Source organism: Kineothrix sp. MB12-C1 (genome assembly GCF_030863805.1).
In the GTDB taxonomy this organism is placed as follows: domain Bacteria; phylum Bacillota; class Clostridia; order Lachnospirales; family Lachnospiraceae; genus Kineothrix.
The window spans coordinates 1733193-1747189 of the sequence record NZ_CP132957.1 but is presented as its reverse complement, the minus strand read 5'-3'; the positions used below and the strand labels follow the sequence as shown (position 1 = coordinate 1747189).

Sequence of the window (13997 nt, the reverse complement as noted above, 5' to 3'; positions counted from 1 at the left end):
TCTATCGATACATTTGTTACAAATAGAAAGAGGGAAAATATTTGTCAGAGAATGAATTTTTTACAATAAGAGGATATTCTCTTATAGAACAAAAGGATATGTCTTATGCGATGGAGGACTATCTGGAAATGATTTACCGCCATGCCAGGAAGGGCAAATATATGCGCGTAAATCAATTGGCATCGTTGCTCAATGTAAGACCTCCTTCCGCATCTAAAATGACAGCGAAGCTTCGTGACAGCGGAATGATTCAGTTCGAACCATACGGCATTATACAACTGACGAAACGCGGAGAAGAAATAGGAGCTTACTTACTGCATCGGCACGAGGTGCTGCACAGCCTATTCTGTAGGATTACATGTTCTGAAAACGAACTGGAACTGGTGGAAAAGATAGAGCATGCCTTCGACATGCAGATGATTGAAAAGATAGAGTTCTTTTTACGTTCCTTGGAAACATCGATAGAAAAAGCAGAAAAATGAGATACGCTCCCGGCACAAGACTTATTATAAAGTAGGAGCAATACTTGAAAAAGGCAATGGGCCGGGGCGGTTGGAGAAGCTATTTAATCATTAATTGAAGGAATAGGTCAAGGAATTCCCGCTCTATATTTTCTGTACTTTCCAATTGGAAATTCGGCTCGGATATAAGCATATGAGTAGGAATTAATTCTCCATTTAAGAGTGCATGCATTTCACCGTCCAACATTTCATCATCGATTTGACGTATTTGTACTTTCTCAGATGCGGTTAAATCTGACAGGCCAAATTTGCGGAAAATTACATTCATAATCATTTCTTCGATTTCCATGTAATTTGTCAGATGTTTCTTGACCGGCCTTATAATATCTGAAATATATGCCTCACTCGCGTCGTGAAGTAAACATCCCAGGATTACTTTCCCAGACCATTTTCTTGCCAATGCCTCTTTTGCACAGTTAATGGAGTGCTGACCCACGGAATAGAAATATTTAATATGCCCGCCACCCCGGCATAAAAGACTTAAAGCATGGGCGATGTCCTCGATACAGATATCCTTTTCTTCCATTTCCATCGGATAAAACTGCTTTCCGCTGTAAGTGTTCATCTTGTCGCTCATAAAAAATGCCTCCTGAAAATAAAACTATTGTAACTATGATTTACGTACATCTATCATATCATTCGTTTTTGCATAAATAAAGGCATAATATTTTAACAGTATTATACAAACTTATCGATTCCGCATGCACATATAGCAATGGTAGCTATCGCTTATTCTCTCGGTTTATCTTACCGGAATATACAAATTCACCTCGGAATCAGGGTGATCATATCCAAGGAAACGTTCATCATAAAGCTCAAAGTCTTCCCGCCAGTCTAATTCTTCTTTTGTGGCAAGAAACCATGTTCCCCAAATATAATCAAAGGTCTGAGGCAACATCCGTAGAGTACCCCGGTGGGTAAAAACCGCATAACGTCCTCCGGGGATTACTTTTGGCACAAAGGGTTCGGTCAGTCCCTCGAAGGACGTGACTTCCGTTCCTGCCACCTCGGTAAAGAGGATATCCTCATTCATAGTATACAACGTATTTTCTGCACACGCTTCGCAGATCCCGAAAGCTCTCGCGTTCGGGATTCGATTGGGAATCTGTCTATATAGAGAATTGGTTCTAGCCCACAGCTCTCGCAGACAATTGTCTCGCAAGGTGGTTTCGCCCCCAATCCCTGCCACCTTGATTTCCGGCAGTTCTACTATCCTCGGATGGACTGTCACATTGCGAGCCAGATGATTCAGCAGCCCTGTATCCAAGCGTTCCTTACTGCTAATGAAAGTGTCCAGGCGATTTCGACGATAGATTTGGGGGCTGACCTTATAAATGGCTTTGAATGCACGGCTAAAAGCTTCGGATGAATCAAAGCCATATTCAATCGCTATATCTATAATTTTAAGGTCTGTGAGAGAAGCTTCTTGGATGCGTCCGCCAAACGGCGCTGCTTTCTCCAAATTAATCTGTGCATCTTGCATGCTATTACCTAATGGTTTAGTAATATCATAAGCGTGCCAACCGTTTTCGGCTCGGCCGCCCCAGCAAAGATCAATGATACCCTCTGATGGAGAAATCACCATGCTCTTTGTGGTTCCGAAATACTCTTCAAAGTAATGGCAACATAGACCATCTGGATACTTGGCATACAGCATTTGCTCCTTGGAGTCTGAGTCAATCTGTTTTGCAATGCGTTCTCACGCAATCCCGTCATCCTCTCCTTAAAAGTTAAAAACTTCTCCCCAATTAAAGCAGCCGGATTCTTCTGTGCTTTTCGGCCAATGGCTGCACCATGCAGGAACACCGGGAATTTCCACTCTGTCAAAACTGGGTGTATATGGCTTAATATCGAGTACAGGTGTGTTGTCGTTCGCATCGATAAATGCAACTTGAATAAGCCCCTTTTCAAAGTCAATACGGATAAGTTCCGCCGTAGTCAAAGCAATCGGATTTGGACGTTCTGGTGAACGAGTGGCGAAAATGCCCATTACTTCCGGTGCGCCTTTGTAGGGCTGTTCTGCTTGCAATACGGAGCGTGACTCGGTATTATCGCAATCACTAAACCACCAAAGTACATTAATGTGGCTATACCCCTCTAAAGCTTGTAAAGCGGGAATATACTTTTTGTCTACCTCAATAAATATACCGTTTTCGTTACTGCAAACCTTTCCAATGGACTGTACAGAAAAATTACTCATTTTATTATCCTCCTTGTATTTTGATGTATGTACAGCATAAGCCCTCACACCATGTGAGATACAAGAGGAAAAAAATATCTTGCAAAGATATAAGACATTTTTATGATATATGTGCTAATGGTATTTGCAGCTCTATTAGGTATTTTTCAGGATTACATTCATTCCATGGCCCACGGTGTACGATTTGCCGGGTTGCACCAATCATTCGATAATGGCTATTCTTTTGCAGCCATTCCGCGAAAGCCAAGTATGCTCCTGCAATATTAGAAAATTCACCATATACCATAGTAGAAGCCATTGTTGGTATTGGCTCGGTAATTTTGTATGTGAATTCTCCGATATTTTCACCAAGTTTTTTCACCGGCACACATAATTCCACATCGACATCTTCTTCTTTATACTCTGCATCATGGTAAATGGAAAATGTATTGCTTGATATCCGTATTTGATGTCGTTCCGCAAACGCTGAAAGTTCTTGCCATAAAGTTCCTTCTGCATAATAATCAGGAACTCTTCTACGCAGGGAAAGCACTTGATAGGCTGGGATAGATTTAATGGAAATATTATAATGCATTTCACTTTTCCCGTTTAAGATTTCCTTTTTTGCGAGCTCAATTTTTTGCAATTTTTCTTGTTCATCCTTTATAACCTTTTCTATTTCTGCATATTTCATATTGAGCTGCTCAATGAAAAAGTCTTCTTTTTTATCGAGTACCTCTGCAATTTCGGAAACATTAAATCCACTATCACGAAGAAATATTATTCTGTTGAGAGTCGGTATTTGTTCAACGGAATACCTGCGATGCTCTGTCCATTTGTCAATTTCGGCAGGTTTGAAAAGTCCCACTTCGTCATAATATCTTAACATCCGTATAGATACCTGTGTTAATTTTGAAAATTCGCCAATTCTAAACATCATATCACCACCACAAATAATTATACTCAATATAACCTATACTTCAATCTAATTATGTGAAGTCGGAATATCATAAATTTATCAATAACTTTCTATTTTCTCGACTTTGACGTAGAAACCCACTGCCCATGTCTAAAAGTCGTTGCGTTCCAATCATTCATTATTACAAGCACAGAAAATACAGAAATAGCAAGAAGATCAATGTACTTCAAAAAAGCCAGTAGATTGCTAATAGCAAAAAACCTGCCTCAAAAGCAGTTCCAGCTTTTGGGGCAGGTTTCATTTGACGGAGATGAAGGGATTTGAACCCTTGCGCCGGCGAAGCCGACCTACCGGATTTCGAATCCGGACCCTTCAGCCGCTTGGGTACATCTCCATATTCTTAATGAGTATTCCCTACTCATTTTGAACAAATTACATTTTATCTTATCTTTGAATTTTTATCAAGATGATTAGTAAATTTTTTGACAAAATAATGAGTTTACTATAAAATGCGTAATATAAGGGAATAATAAAAAGTCTAGAAGAGAACGCGAAGAAAAACTGAATATGCTCAAGGAGGAAAGCCAATGAAAAGAATCGGAATGTTAACAAGCGGTGGAGACTGTCAGGCTTTGAATGCAGCAATGCGCGGTGTGGCAAAATGTCTTTTTAACAGTGGAGAAACAGTGGAGATTTATGGTTTTTTGGATGGTTACAGAGGGTTGATATACGGTAATTTTCGTATGCTGACGAGTGGTGATTTTTCCGGAATACTGACAAAAGGCGGTACGATACTCGGAAGTAGCAGGACTCCTTTCAAGCAAATCAGGGAGCCGGACGAAAATGGACTTGATAAAGTGGACGCAATGAAGCAGAATTATCATAAGCTTCGTTTGGATTGTCTCGTTATTCTGGGTGGTAATGGAACTCATAAGACTGCGAATCTTCTGCGTGAAGAAGGGCTAAATGTGGTGACACTTCCCAAAACAATCGATAATGACCTATGGGGAACAGATATGACCTTCGGTTTCCAGAGTGCGGTCAATATTGCTACGGATGCTATCGACTGTATCCATACGACGGCAGCGTCTCATGGACGTGTGTTTATAGTGGAAGTTATGGGGCACAAGGTGGGATATCTGACCTTGAACGCAGGCATGGCTGGCGGTGCGGATATTATCTTGATACCTGAGATTCCCTATGATATTAATAAAGTGATAAAGAAGATTGAAGAAAGAAATAAGAATGGAAGCAGGTTTACGATATTAGCGGTAGCGGAAGGTGCCATTTCTAAGGAAGATGCTATGTTATCGAAGAAGGAGCTCAAAGAAAAACGTAAAAACTATAAGTTTCCTTCTGTTTCTTATGAAATTGCACAGCAAATTAATGAAAAAATCAAAGGAGATGTGAGAGTTACCGTTCCGGGACATACCCAGCGCGGCGGTAGTCCATGCCCTTATGACAGAGTATTTGCAAGCCGTCTCGGCACAGAAGCCGGGAAGCTGATTTTGAATGGAGAATATGGCTTCATGGTAGGCTACCAGAATCGTGAAATTATAAAGGTTCCTTTGGAGGAGGTTGCAGGAAAGCTTAAGATGGTTTCTCCTGATTCCAGTATTGTAAAGGAAGCGAAAATGATAGGAATAAGTTTTGGAGATTAAAGTATGTCGTATACAGCGTTATACCGTAAGTTCCGCCCCCAGGAGTTTGAAGATGTAAAGGGGCAGGATCATATAGTAACTACATTAAAAAATCAAATAAAGGCTCAGCGTATTGGACATGCCTATCTTTTCTGCGGAACGAGGGGAACGGGTAAGACGACGATAGCCAAGATATTTGCTAAAGCGGTGAATTGTCAGAACCCTTCGGATGGAAGTCCGTGCGGAGAGTGTGATCTCTGTAAAGCGATCGCATCGGGAGCCAGCATGAATGTGATAGAAATAGATGCTGCTTCCAATAATGGTGTGGATAATATAAGGGAGATTGTTGATGAAGTCTCCTATTCTCCGGCAGAAGGTAAATATAAGGTTTATATTATTGATGAGGTTCATATGCTGTCGATAGGAGCCTTTAACGCACTTCTTAAGACCTTGGAGGAGCCACCGGGTTACGTTATTTTCATTCTGGCGACGACGGAAGTGCATAAGATACCGATTACAATTTTATCCAGATGTCAAAGATATGATTTTCGAAGAATAACTATCGATACGATTGCTGACAGGCTGCGGGAGCTGACGTTGGCCGAAGCTGTGCAGGTACAGGATAAGGCGCTTCGATATATTGCTAAGACGGCAGATGGTTCTATGAGAGATGCCCTTAGTTTATTGGATCAGTGCATCGCTTTTCATTTTGGCGAAGAATTAACTTATGATAAAGTTCTCGATGTGTTGGGGGCAGTGGATACGGTATTTTTCAGCAGGCTGCTAGAACAGATTCTAGGTAAAAATGTAACGGGATGTATTGACTTGCTGGAAGAAATGGTGATTCAAGGCAGGGAGCTGTCCCAATTTGTGACGGACTTCACTTGGTACTTGAGAAATCTTCTATTGGTGTTAAGTTCTGAGGATATCGAGGATGTCATCGATGTGTCCACAGAAAATCTGGCAAGACTGCGGGAAGAAGCGCAGATAACGGATATGGACACTATTATAAGGTATATACGAATCTTTTCAGAGCTTTCCGGGAAAATCCGTTATATGTCACAGAAGCGAATATGGATAGAGGTGGCGCTTATTAAATTGTGCAAACCGAGCATGGAGACAGATGAAGAATCTTTGCTTGGCCGGGTTAGGGAACTGGAAGAAAAGGTGGAAAAGGGCGTCGTAGCTGTTGTACCGCAAGGAGATAATTCGCCTGCATTGCAAGAATATCAGGATAAAGCGGTGAAGTCGGCGAAGATACCGCTTCCGAAGGCTCTTCCTGAGGATGTGGAAGCAGTAGTGAAACGCTGGCCTTCCATTGTATCAAATGCTCAGCAGCCAATGAAAACTTATCTGAAGGAAGCTAAGTTAAGTCTTGGCGGTGATAATAAACTAATGATAGTATTAGAAGATGGTCTCTCATCGGATTATCTTACAAAGAATCAGGAGAATAAAGAACAACTTACACGTATGATTTCAGAAGCAGTACAAAAGGAAATAGAAATAAACATACAAAGTATAGGAAGCGATAGAGAATTCGAGGATTCTTATATTGATTTAAGCAAGATAATCCATATGGAAATAGAGGTAGACAATGAGTAAAAAACACTCATAATGAGTAGAATGCACTCATAATAAGCAAAAATAGGAGGATATGAAGTAATGGCAAAACATGGTGGATTTTCCGGAGGAATGCCGGGTAATATGAATAATCTGATGAAGCAGGCGCAGCGCATGCAGAGGCAGATGGAAGAGAATCAGAAGGAAATGGAGACGAAAGAATTCACAGCATCGTCAGGCGGCGGAGCAGTTGAAGTGACGGTAACCGGCAAAAAGGAAGTTGTGAAGGTGAAACTTTCGGAGGAAGTGGTCGATCCTGAAGATATCGAAATGTTGGAGGATCTCGTAGTAGCAGCAATGAACGAAGCGCTTCGTCAAGCAGAGGAGGCGAATTCTGAGGTAATGAATAAGATGGCCGGCGGTTTAGGCCTTGGGGGAGGCTTTCCGTTCTAATGGAGCTGTACAGCGGGTCTATTAATAAGTTGATTGATGAGTTATCGGGCTTGCCAGGAATTGGCTCCAAGTCCGCGCAGCGGCTTGCTTTTCATTTGATTAACATGCCCAAAGAGCGGGTGCAGCGGCTTGCTAATACGATAATAGAAGCGAAAGAAAATGTTCGTTATTGCCAGAGTTGTTTTACTCTGACGGACAAAGATCTCTGCCCTGTATGTGCGAATGTAAAACGGGATCATAGTACGATTATGGTGGTGGAGAATACGAGGGACTTGGCAGCCTATGAGAAAACCGGGAAATTTATGGGGGTTTATCATGTGCTTCACGGTGCCATATCTCCCATGCTCGGAATTGGGCCGGGAGATATCAAGCTGAAAGAATTAATGTCACGCTTAGAGGGCGATGTGGATGAGGTTATTATTGCGACGAACTCAAGCCTGGAAGGAGAAACGACAGCTATGTATATCAGCAAGTTGATTAAGCCTGCCGGAATCAAGGTGACAAGAATTGCCAGCGGTGTGCCTGTAGGTGGAGATTTGGAATATATTGATGAGGTAACGCTGCTTCGTGCACTGGAAGGCAGAATCGAGTTATAGATATAAATTCAAAATTAGGAAGAAAATGTGGAGGTAACGGAAATGAAAAAAGCTTTGTTCGGAACTACGAAATGCGGTAGAGAAGTTTATCTTTATTCCTTGGAAAATGGGAATGGAATGAAGGCGGAAATAATGAACTTCGGAGCTGTTTTGGTAAATCTTTTTGTGCCTGATAAGAATGGAAAGGCAGAGGATGTCGTTCTTGGTTATGATAAGCTGGAAGATTATTATGTAAATGGAGCGAATCATGGAGCAACTATCGGCCCCAATGCTAACCGTATTGCGAATGCTGCTTTTGAACTGGAAGGTAATACTTATCAGTTAGATGTGAACGATGGTCCGAACAATTTACATAGCCATGCTGATTTAGGATACCACAAGAAGATGTGGGAAGTAGAAGAAGGGGAGAATAGTATTACATTTTCCTTAGAAGGACCTGATGGGGAAATGGGATTTCCGGGTAATAAGAAGGTAGCGGTAACTTATAGTCTTACGGAAGATAATGAACTTCGGATTCATTATCATGGAACGAGCGATAAGAATACAATTCTTAATATGACGAATCACACTTATTTCAATTTGGCAGGACATGCAGCCGGTGAGATTTGTGACCATATTCTTACCTTGAATGCTACTAATTACACTCCGGTAGCGGCTGGAGCAATTCCCACGGGAGAGATTGCACCTGTAGCGGGAACTCCGATGGACTTTACGAGCCCAAGGCGTATTGGGGATAGGATTGATGAAGATTTTGAACAGCTTAAGATAACGGGAGGGTACGACCATAACTGGGTACTCGATGGAGAAGAAGGAGTGCTGCGTCATATTGCCACCGTAGAAGAAGAGAAGAGCGGAAGAATTATGAAGACGTATACGGATTTGCCGGGAGTACAATTCTATGCGGGTAATTTCATGGTAGAAGATAAAGGTAAGGAAGGTGCGACTTATAATAGAAGATACGGCTTATGTCTGGAGACTCAATATTATCCGGATACGGCTAATAGACCGGCCTTCCCATCAGCGGTATTTGGACCGGATAGAGAATATGATACGACTACCGTTTATAAATTCGAAGTATAATATAAGAATACGTGTAAAGATAAGTGAAAAGGTACTGAACAGTTACGGGCCGTTGCGTGAGCAGCGGCTTCTTTTGTCGATAAAAGCCTTCTGAGGTGCGACACAATGTGATAAAAAGATGGAAGAATCGGTGCTATAATGAGCGCATCTATTGGATGGAGGTGCGCTGTGGAACTGCCTGAAGTTATAAGACGAATCGGGAAAATTGAGAATAAAAGAAAAATTTATATTGAAGCTTATGTACTTTCTTATCTGGAGCAGTTCAAGTTTGAGGAACTCAAGGAAGGCGAGCAGATTATTTTATATGGAAGAAAAACAAAAGATATTTCAGCAGAAATTTATGTCATATACGGGGCCGGAAAAAGAAAAATAAAGGAGCCGGATGAGGCGGAGAGCCTTTTTGCTGACTTTGAAGAAGTAGGTTGCTTGAATGTGGATATGTGGAGGCGGGCAGAAGGAGTGTGCGAAGGTATTTTGCTTGGAGATGGTAATGGAGGACAACCTCTGGAGGGTTATTATATTTTCTACGAAGAAAGCCCTGTTATGGCTAAATATCTCGGCTATTCCCATGAAGAAAAAATAAAAAGAGGATTATATGCGAGAAAGGACAGGCCTAAAGATGATGATAAGGAGGATCAAATATTACCGATTCCGCCGGTCTATGATGTGATTCGGGCAATAGTGATCTGTATATTTATTGTTATTTGTGTTATCGCGATCACCACTGTAAATAGTTTTGAGGCATTGGAGGAATTCAAAGAAGCAGCTATTTGGATGAGTAATGCATTAAAGGAGGGAGTTTCCGGATATTAAAAACTAAAGGAATTGAAGCCGACCTACAAGTGTGATAAAATGAGAAAATATATTAAAGGAAAAGGAGCCCGGTTATAATAATGGCAAATGTCAGGGAATATTTGCGCTCCAAAGAGAAAAGAAAGAGCGGAAACCGCAGTATTAATTATAAAGAGAAAATAAGAAGTCATAAATTAACTATTTTCTATAGAAGTCTGTTGGGGCTATTGCTGGTAGGTGCTATTGTGGCAACGGTTTTCGTAAGTTGGAAGAATCGAGCGTATAGTGAGAGCATTATGACGAATGTTGTTTCGGTCTCGAAGGTAGAAGGAGCCTCCTATCTCTCTTTGGGGACGAGTATTCTCACTTACAGTAAGGACGGCGCTAACTGCATGGATAGCAAAGGAAATGTACTGTGGAATAGGACTTATGAAATGCAAAATCCTATGGTGGATATTAACGGTTCGGTAGTTGCTATAGGAGATTATAATGGCAGAACGATATACGTGATGAATGAGACTGGCAGCATGGGGGAGATAACGACTAATATGCCTATCCGTAATTTCTGTGTTGCGGAAAATGGTGTGGTGGCAGCAATCCTGGATGATGCAGACATTACCAGAATCAATTTGTTCGATACGGAAGGGAATATCTTAGTAAAAGCGGAGACGACAATGGACAAGTCAGGATATCCTATCGATATAAGTCTTTCTCCTAATGGAGAGTTGCTGGCTATTTCTTATTTCTACGTGGATAGTGGGGTGATGAAATCTTCTGTAGCCTTTCATAATTTCGGAGATGTCGGGCAGAACCAATCCTCGGATCGTTTTGTCAGTGGTTATGATTATCAGGGAACAATTATTCCATTTATTAAGTTTATCAATGGAAACACCGTCTTTGCTATATCGGATGAACGGATCATGTTCTTCACCGGCAACCAAAAGCCCGTAAGTGCGGCAGAAAATCTTCTCAGTGAAGAGGCACAGGGGATTTTCTATAACAATCAATACATTGGGTTGGTATTTCTGGATACAGAAGGGGAGAGCAAATATCGCCTGGATGTATATAATACAGAAGGAAAACTTGCAGGAACTAAAAAGTTCGACATAGAGTATAAAGATATTATCTTTAATAATGATGATATTATTATTTACAGTGAAACGGAATATAGCGTAAGCAACATTCAGGGAGTGGAGCGTTTCAGGGATCAATTTGATGAAACAGTATTCCTATTCTCCCCTACAGGGAAAACAAATCGATTTGTTGTGATGACGCAGGATGCGATGAATATAATGGAAATGAAATAGGAGTAGAACAGGTGAATTTATTAGTAATCTTTTTTGTTTTATTGGTGCTGTGGCGTGCTTATAAAGGACTGCGTGGTGGATTTGCGCGCGAAGTAAATAGCTTGGTTTCACTGTTCATGGCCTTGATCGTACTTTCTGCAGCCTTTGTATTGGTAGCAGGTATTGTAGAGAAGAATACGAAGACAATAGTAGTCGCTGTTATCCTTCTTGCAGGAATGAGTATATTGTATCGCCTGATTTCATTAGTAATGAAGTCGATAGAGACTATCGCAAAGCTTCCGGTCATTAATCTTATTAATATGTTACTTGGAATGGCAGCAGGTGCTTTGGAAGTATTGGTGGTGTTTTGGATAATATATGTAATAATAGGAAACTTCCCTACAGGGGCCTTTGGGGAAAAGATAATGGAGTGGACAACGCAGAGTACAATTATGATAAATGTATATAATAAGAACTATATTGCCAACTGGATTGCCTCTTTGTAAGGCAATAAAAATATATAAAAAATATTTTGAAAAAGATGTTGACATTTGTTAGTATATTGAGTATACTAGCAAAGCACCTTGAGGGAAGAACAACAAACAAGGAGCTGCAAAAGAGCCATTCGGTGTGAATATAACGAACGGAATCGAAAAAAGAAAAAGTTTCAAAAAAGTTCAAAAAGGTATTGACTTTCCGAAATGCACATGATAAGATATCAAAGTTGCGTCTGAAACGAAAGACAAAACAAGCCGAACTTAAGAAACACAGAACCTTGACAAGTAAACAGTAATGCAACCCTGAAAATTCTAAAACGGGCCTCTGCTTTTGCAGAAAGAGCCCAAAGAGAAAATTCAGAAGAACAACCTAAAAAACAGTAAAAGAATCGCACAGAAGCACCGCAAGGAGCAGATGTGAGATTACGGGAAAAAATTAGCAAGGATTTAAAGCCAAAGTTGATTTTGGACCGGGCAAACATGTGACATGCATGGGAGCAAATGCCAATTCGTAAGCGAAGCTTACTTCATTGAATTTACTCCTCAAATCATTTCATGGCATACCGAGTGCTGATGCGAGCATCAGACATGGCCTACCAGAAATGGCATGCATCGACGAATCTCAACATGAGAGTTTGATCCTGGCTCAGGATGAACGCTGGCGGCGTGCCTAACACATGCAAGTCGAACGGAGTTATATAACGGAAGTTTTCGGATGGAAGATATGTAACTTAGTGGCGGACGGGTGAGTAACGCGTGGGCAACCTGCCCTGTACCGGGGGATAACACTTAGAAATAGGTGCTAATACCGCATAAGCGCACAGCTTCGCATGAAGCAGTGTGAAAAACTCCGGTGGTACAGGATGGACCCGCGTCTGATTAGCTAGTTGGTGGGGTAGAGGCCCACCAAGGCGACGATCAGTAGCCGGCCTGAGAGGGTGACCGGCCACATTGGGACTGAGACACGGCCCAAACTCCTACGGGAGGCAGCAGTGGGGAATATTGCACAATGGGGAAACCCTGATGCAGCGACGCCGCGTGAGTGAAGAAGTATTTCGGTACGTAAAGCTCTATCAGCAGGGAAGAAAATGACGGTACCTGACTAAGAAGCCCCGGCTAACTACGTGCCAGCAGCCGCGGTAATACGTAGGGGGCAAGCGTTATCCGGATTTACTGGGTGTAAAGGGAGCGTAGACGGCAGGGCAAGTCTGGAGTGAAAGCCCGGGGCTCAACCCCGGGACTGCTTTGGAAACTGCCTGGCTAGAGTGCAGGAGAGGTAAGAGGAATTCCTAGTGTAGCGGTGAAATGCGTAGATATTAGGAGGAACACCAGTGGCGAAGGCGTCTTACTGGACTGTAACTGACGTTGAGGCTCGAAAGCGTGGGGAGCAAACAGGATTAGATACCCTGGTAGTCCACGCCGTAAACGATGATTACTAGGTGTCGGGAACTTATAAGCCTTCGGTGCCGCAGCAAACGCAATAAGTAATCCACCTGGGGAGTACGTTCGCAAGAATGAAACTCAAAGGAATTGACGGGGACCCGCACAAGCGGTGGAGCATGTGGTTTAATTCGAAGCAACGCGAAGAACCTTACCAAGTCTTGACATCCCAATGACAGCATATGTAATGTATGTTCCCTTCGGGGCATTGGAGACAGGTGGTGCATGGTTGTCGTCAGCTCGTGTCGTGAGATGTTGGGTTAAGTCCCGCAACGAGCGCAACCCTTATCTTTAGTAGCCAGCAGTAAGATGGGAACTCTAGAGAGACTGCCGGGGATAACCCGGAGGAAGGTGGGGATGACGTCAAATCATCATGCCCCTTATGATTTGGGCTACACACGTGCTACAATGGCGTGAACAGAGGGAAGCGAAGGGGTGACCTGGAGCAAATCCCAAAAAACACGTCTCAGTTCGGATTGTAGTCTGCAACTCGACTACATGAAGCTGGAATCGCTAGTAATCGCGAATCAGAATGTCGCGGTGAATACGTTCCCGGGTCTTGTACACACCGCCCGTCACACCATGGGAGTCGGAAATGCCCGAAGTCTGTGACCTAACCCGTAAGGGAAGGAGCAGCCGAAGGCAGGTCTGATAACTGGGGTGAAGTCGTAACAAGGTAGCCGTATCGGAAGGTGCGGCTGGATCACCTCCTTTCTAAGGAAGAAGAAGTAGGGGTTGCATTACTGTTTAGCTGTTGAGGAAGAGTGGGAAAGCACTAAGAATCGAAGCGAATGAGTAGAGAATACTCAGAAATATATCTGGTGGCGATGCGCTTAGGGGAGACACCCGTTCTCATCCCGAACACGAAGGTTAAGACTTAAGCGGCCGATGGTACTATGCTGGAGACGGCATGGGAGAGCAGGTGGCTGCCAGATTAATTTATGGGGGCATAGCTCAGTTGGGAGAGCACCTGCCTTGCAAGCAGGGGGTCGAGAGTTCGAATCTCTCTGTCTCCATTACCGGAAGGACTATTT

13 protein-coding genes, 2 tRNA genes and 2 rRNA genes are annotated in these 13997 nt (G+C 42.5%); 12 read left to right on the top strand and 5 right to left on the bottom strand.

Annotated elements, in window-relative coordinates; translation table 11 throughout:
- The first annotated feature begins 41 nt into the window (after window positions 1-41).
- Entirely contained in the window at window positions 42-482 is a 441-nt protein-coding gene (locus tag RBB56_RS08115; RefSeq protein ID WP_306721869.1) for a metal-dependent transcriptional regulator, read from the top strand.
- A gap of 79 nt (window positions 483-561) precedes the next feature.
- Here RBB56_RS08115 and RBB56_RS08110 read toward each other — a convergent pair whose 3' ends face one another.
- From RBB56_RS08110 to RBB56_RS08090, 5 genes are all read right to left on the bottom strand, one after another.
- Window positions 562-1098, bottom strand: a complete 537-nt coding sequence (locus RBB56_RS08110; RefSeq protein ID WP_306721868.1) for a phosphohydrolase — start codon at window positions 1096-1098, stop codon at window positions 562-564.
- Between the two features lie 165 nt (window positions 1099-1263).
- The gene (locus RBB56_RS08105) at window positions 1264-2178 is read right to left on the bottom strand and encodes an effector binding domain-containing protein (protein ID WP_331526771.1); all 915 of its coding nucleotides are present in this window, start codon (window positions 2176-2178) and stop codon (window positions 1264-1266) included.
- Between the two features lie 66 nt (window positions 2179-2244).
- Window positions 2245-2721 (bottom strand): SAM-dependent methyltransferase, encoded by a 477-nt coding sequence (locus RBB56_RS08100; protein WP_306721867.1) that lies wholly within the window; start codon window positions 2719-2721, stop codon window positions 2245-2247.
- A 100-nt stretch (window positions 2722-2821) separates the two neighbouring features.
- Complete coding sequence (locus RBB56_RS08095; RefSeq protein WP_306722115.1) at window positions 2822-3637, bottom strand: MerR family transcriptional regulator; 816 nt, start codon at window positions 3635-3637, stop codon at window positions 2822-2824.
- 287 nt (window positions 3638-3924) lie between these two features.
- Window positions 3925-4013, bottom strand: a tRNA-Ser gene (locus RBB56_RS08090).
- A 193-nt stretch (window positions 4014-4206) separates the two neighbouring features.
- Between RBB56_RS08090 and RBB56_RS08085 the strand changes: the two genes are divergently transcribed.
- From RBB56_RS08085 to RBB56_RS08035, 11 genes are all read left to right on the top strand, one after another.
- Entirely contained in the window at window positions 4207-5280 is a 1074-nt protein-coding gene (locus RBB56_RS08085) for a 6-phosphofructokinase (protein ID WP_306721866.1), read from the top strand.
- 3 nt (window positions 5281-5283) lie between these two features.
- Window positions 5284-6861, top strand: coding sequence for a DNA polymerase III subunit gamma/tau (gene dnaX, locus RBB56_RS08080; RefSeq protein WP_306721865.1), 1578 nt, complete (start codon window positions 5284-5286; stop codon window positions 6859-6861).
- Between the two features lie 60 nt (window positions 6862-6921).
- Window positions 6922-7272, top strand: coding sequence for a YbaB/EbfC family nucleoid-associated protein (locus RBB56_RS08075; protein ID WP_306721864.1), 351 nt, complete (start codon window positions 6922-6924; stop codon window positions 7270-7272).
- Window positions 7272-7868 (top strand): recombination mediator RecR, encoded by a 597-nt coding sequence (gene recR / locus RBB56_RS08070; protein WP_306721863.1) that lies wholly within the window; start codon window positions 7272-7274, stop codon window positions 7866-7868. The genes RBB56_RS08075 and recR overlap by 1 nt, the downstream gene beginning before the upstream one ends.
- A 42-nt stretch (window positions 7869-7910) precedes the next feature.
- The gene (locus RBB56_RS08065) at window positions 7911-8948 is read left to right on the top strand and encodes an aldose epimerase family protein (protein WP_306721862.1); all 1038 of its coding nucleotides are present in this window, start codon (window positions 7911-7913) and stop codon (window positions 8946-8948) included.
- A gap of 168 nt (window positions 8949-9116) precedes the next feature.
- Window positions 9117-9761 (top strand): hypothetical protein, encoded by a 645-nt coding sequence (locus RBB56_RS08060; protein WP_306721861.1) that lies wholly within the window; start codon window positions 9117-9119, stop codon window positions 9759-9761.
- 80 nt (window positions 9762-9841) lie between these two features.
- On the top strand, window positions 9842-11047 hold the full coding sequence (locus tag RBB56_RS08055; RefSeq protein WP_306721860.1) for a DUF5711 family protein: 1206 nt from the start codon (window positions 9842-9844) through the stop codon (window positions 11045-11047).
- 11 nt (window positions 11048-11058) lie between these two features.
- On the top strand, window positions 11059-11532 hold the full coding sequence (locus RBB56_RS08050) for a CvpA family protein (protein WP_306721859.1): 474 nt from the start codon (window positions 11059-11061) through the stop codon (window positions 11530-11532).
- 614 nt (window positions 11533-12146) lie between these two features.
- Window positions 12147-13677, top strand: a 16S ribosomal RNA gene (locus RBB56_RS08045).
- A 103-nt stretch (window positions 13678-13780) separates the two neighbouring features.
- A 5S ribosomal RNA gene (rrf, locus tag RBB56_RS08040) occupies window positions 13781-13898 on the top strand.
- 8 nt (window positions 13899-13906) lie between these two features.
- Window positions 13907-13979: transfer RNA gene (locus RBB56_RS08035), tRNA-Ala, on the top strand.
- Window positions 13980-13997: the final 18 nt, after the last annotated feature.

Coding starts and splice junctions, on each gene's coding strand:
- RBB56_RS08110 (WP_306721868.1), bottom strand. CDS start 1,098: ATGAGCGACAAGATGAACACTTACAGCGGAAAGCAGTTTTATCCGATG.
- RBB56_RS08105 (WP_331526771.1), bottom strand. CDS start 2,178: ATGCTGTATGCCAAGTATCCAGATGGTCTATGTTGCCATTACTTTGAA.
- RBB56_RS08100 (WP_306721867.1), bottom strand. CDS start 2,721: ATGAGTAATTTTTCTGTACAGTCCATTGGAAAGGTTTGCAGTAACGAA.
- RBB56_RS08095 (WP_306722115.1), bottom strand. CDS start 3,637: ATGTTTAGAATTGGCGAATTTTCAAAATTAACACAGGTATCTATACGG.
- RBB56_RS08085 (WP_306721866.1), top strand. CDS start 4,207: ATGAAAAGAATCGGAATGTTAACAAGCGGTGGAGACTGTCAGGCTTTG.
- dnaX (WP_306721865.1), top strand. CDS start 5,284: ATGTCGTATACAGCGTTATACCGTAAGTTCCGCCCCCAGGAGTTTGAA.
- RBB56_RS08075 (WP_306721864.1), top strand. CDS start 6,922: ATGGCAAAACATGGTGGATTTTCCGGAGGAATGCCGGGTAATATGAAT.
- recR (WP_306721863.1), top strand. CDS start 7,272: ATGGAGCTGTACAGCGGGTCTATTAATAAGTTGATTGATGAGTTATCG.
- RBB56_RS08065 (WP_306721862.1), top strand. CDS start 7,911: ATGAAAAAAGCTTTGTTCGGAACTACGAAATGCGGTAGAGAAGTTTAT.
- RBB56_RS08055 (WP_306721860.1), top strand. CDS start 9,842: ATGGCAAATGTCAGGGAATATTTGCGCTCCAAAGAGAAAAGAAAGAGC.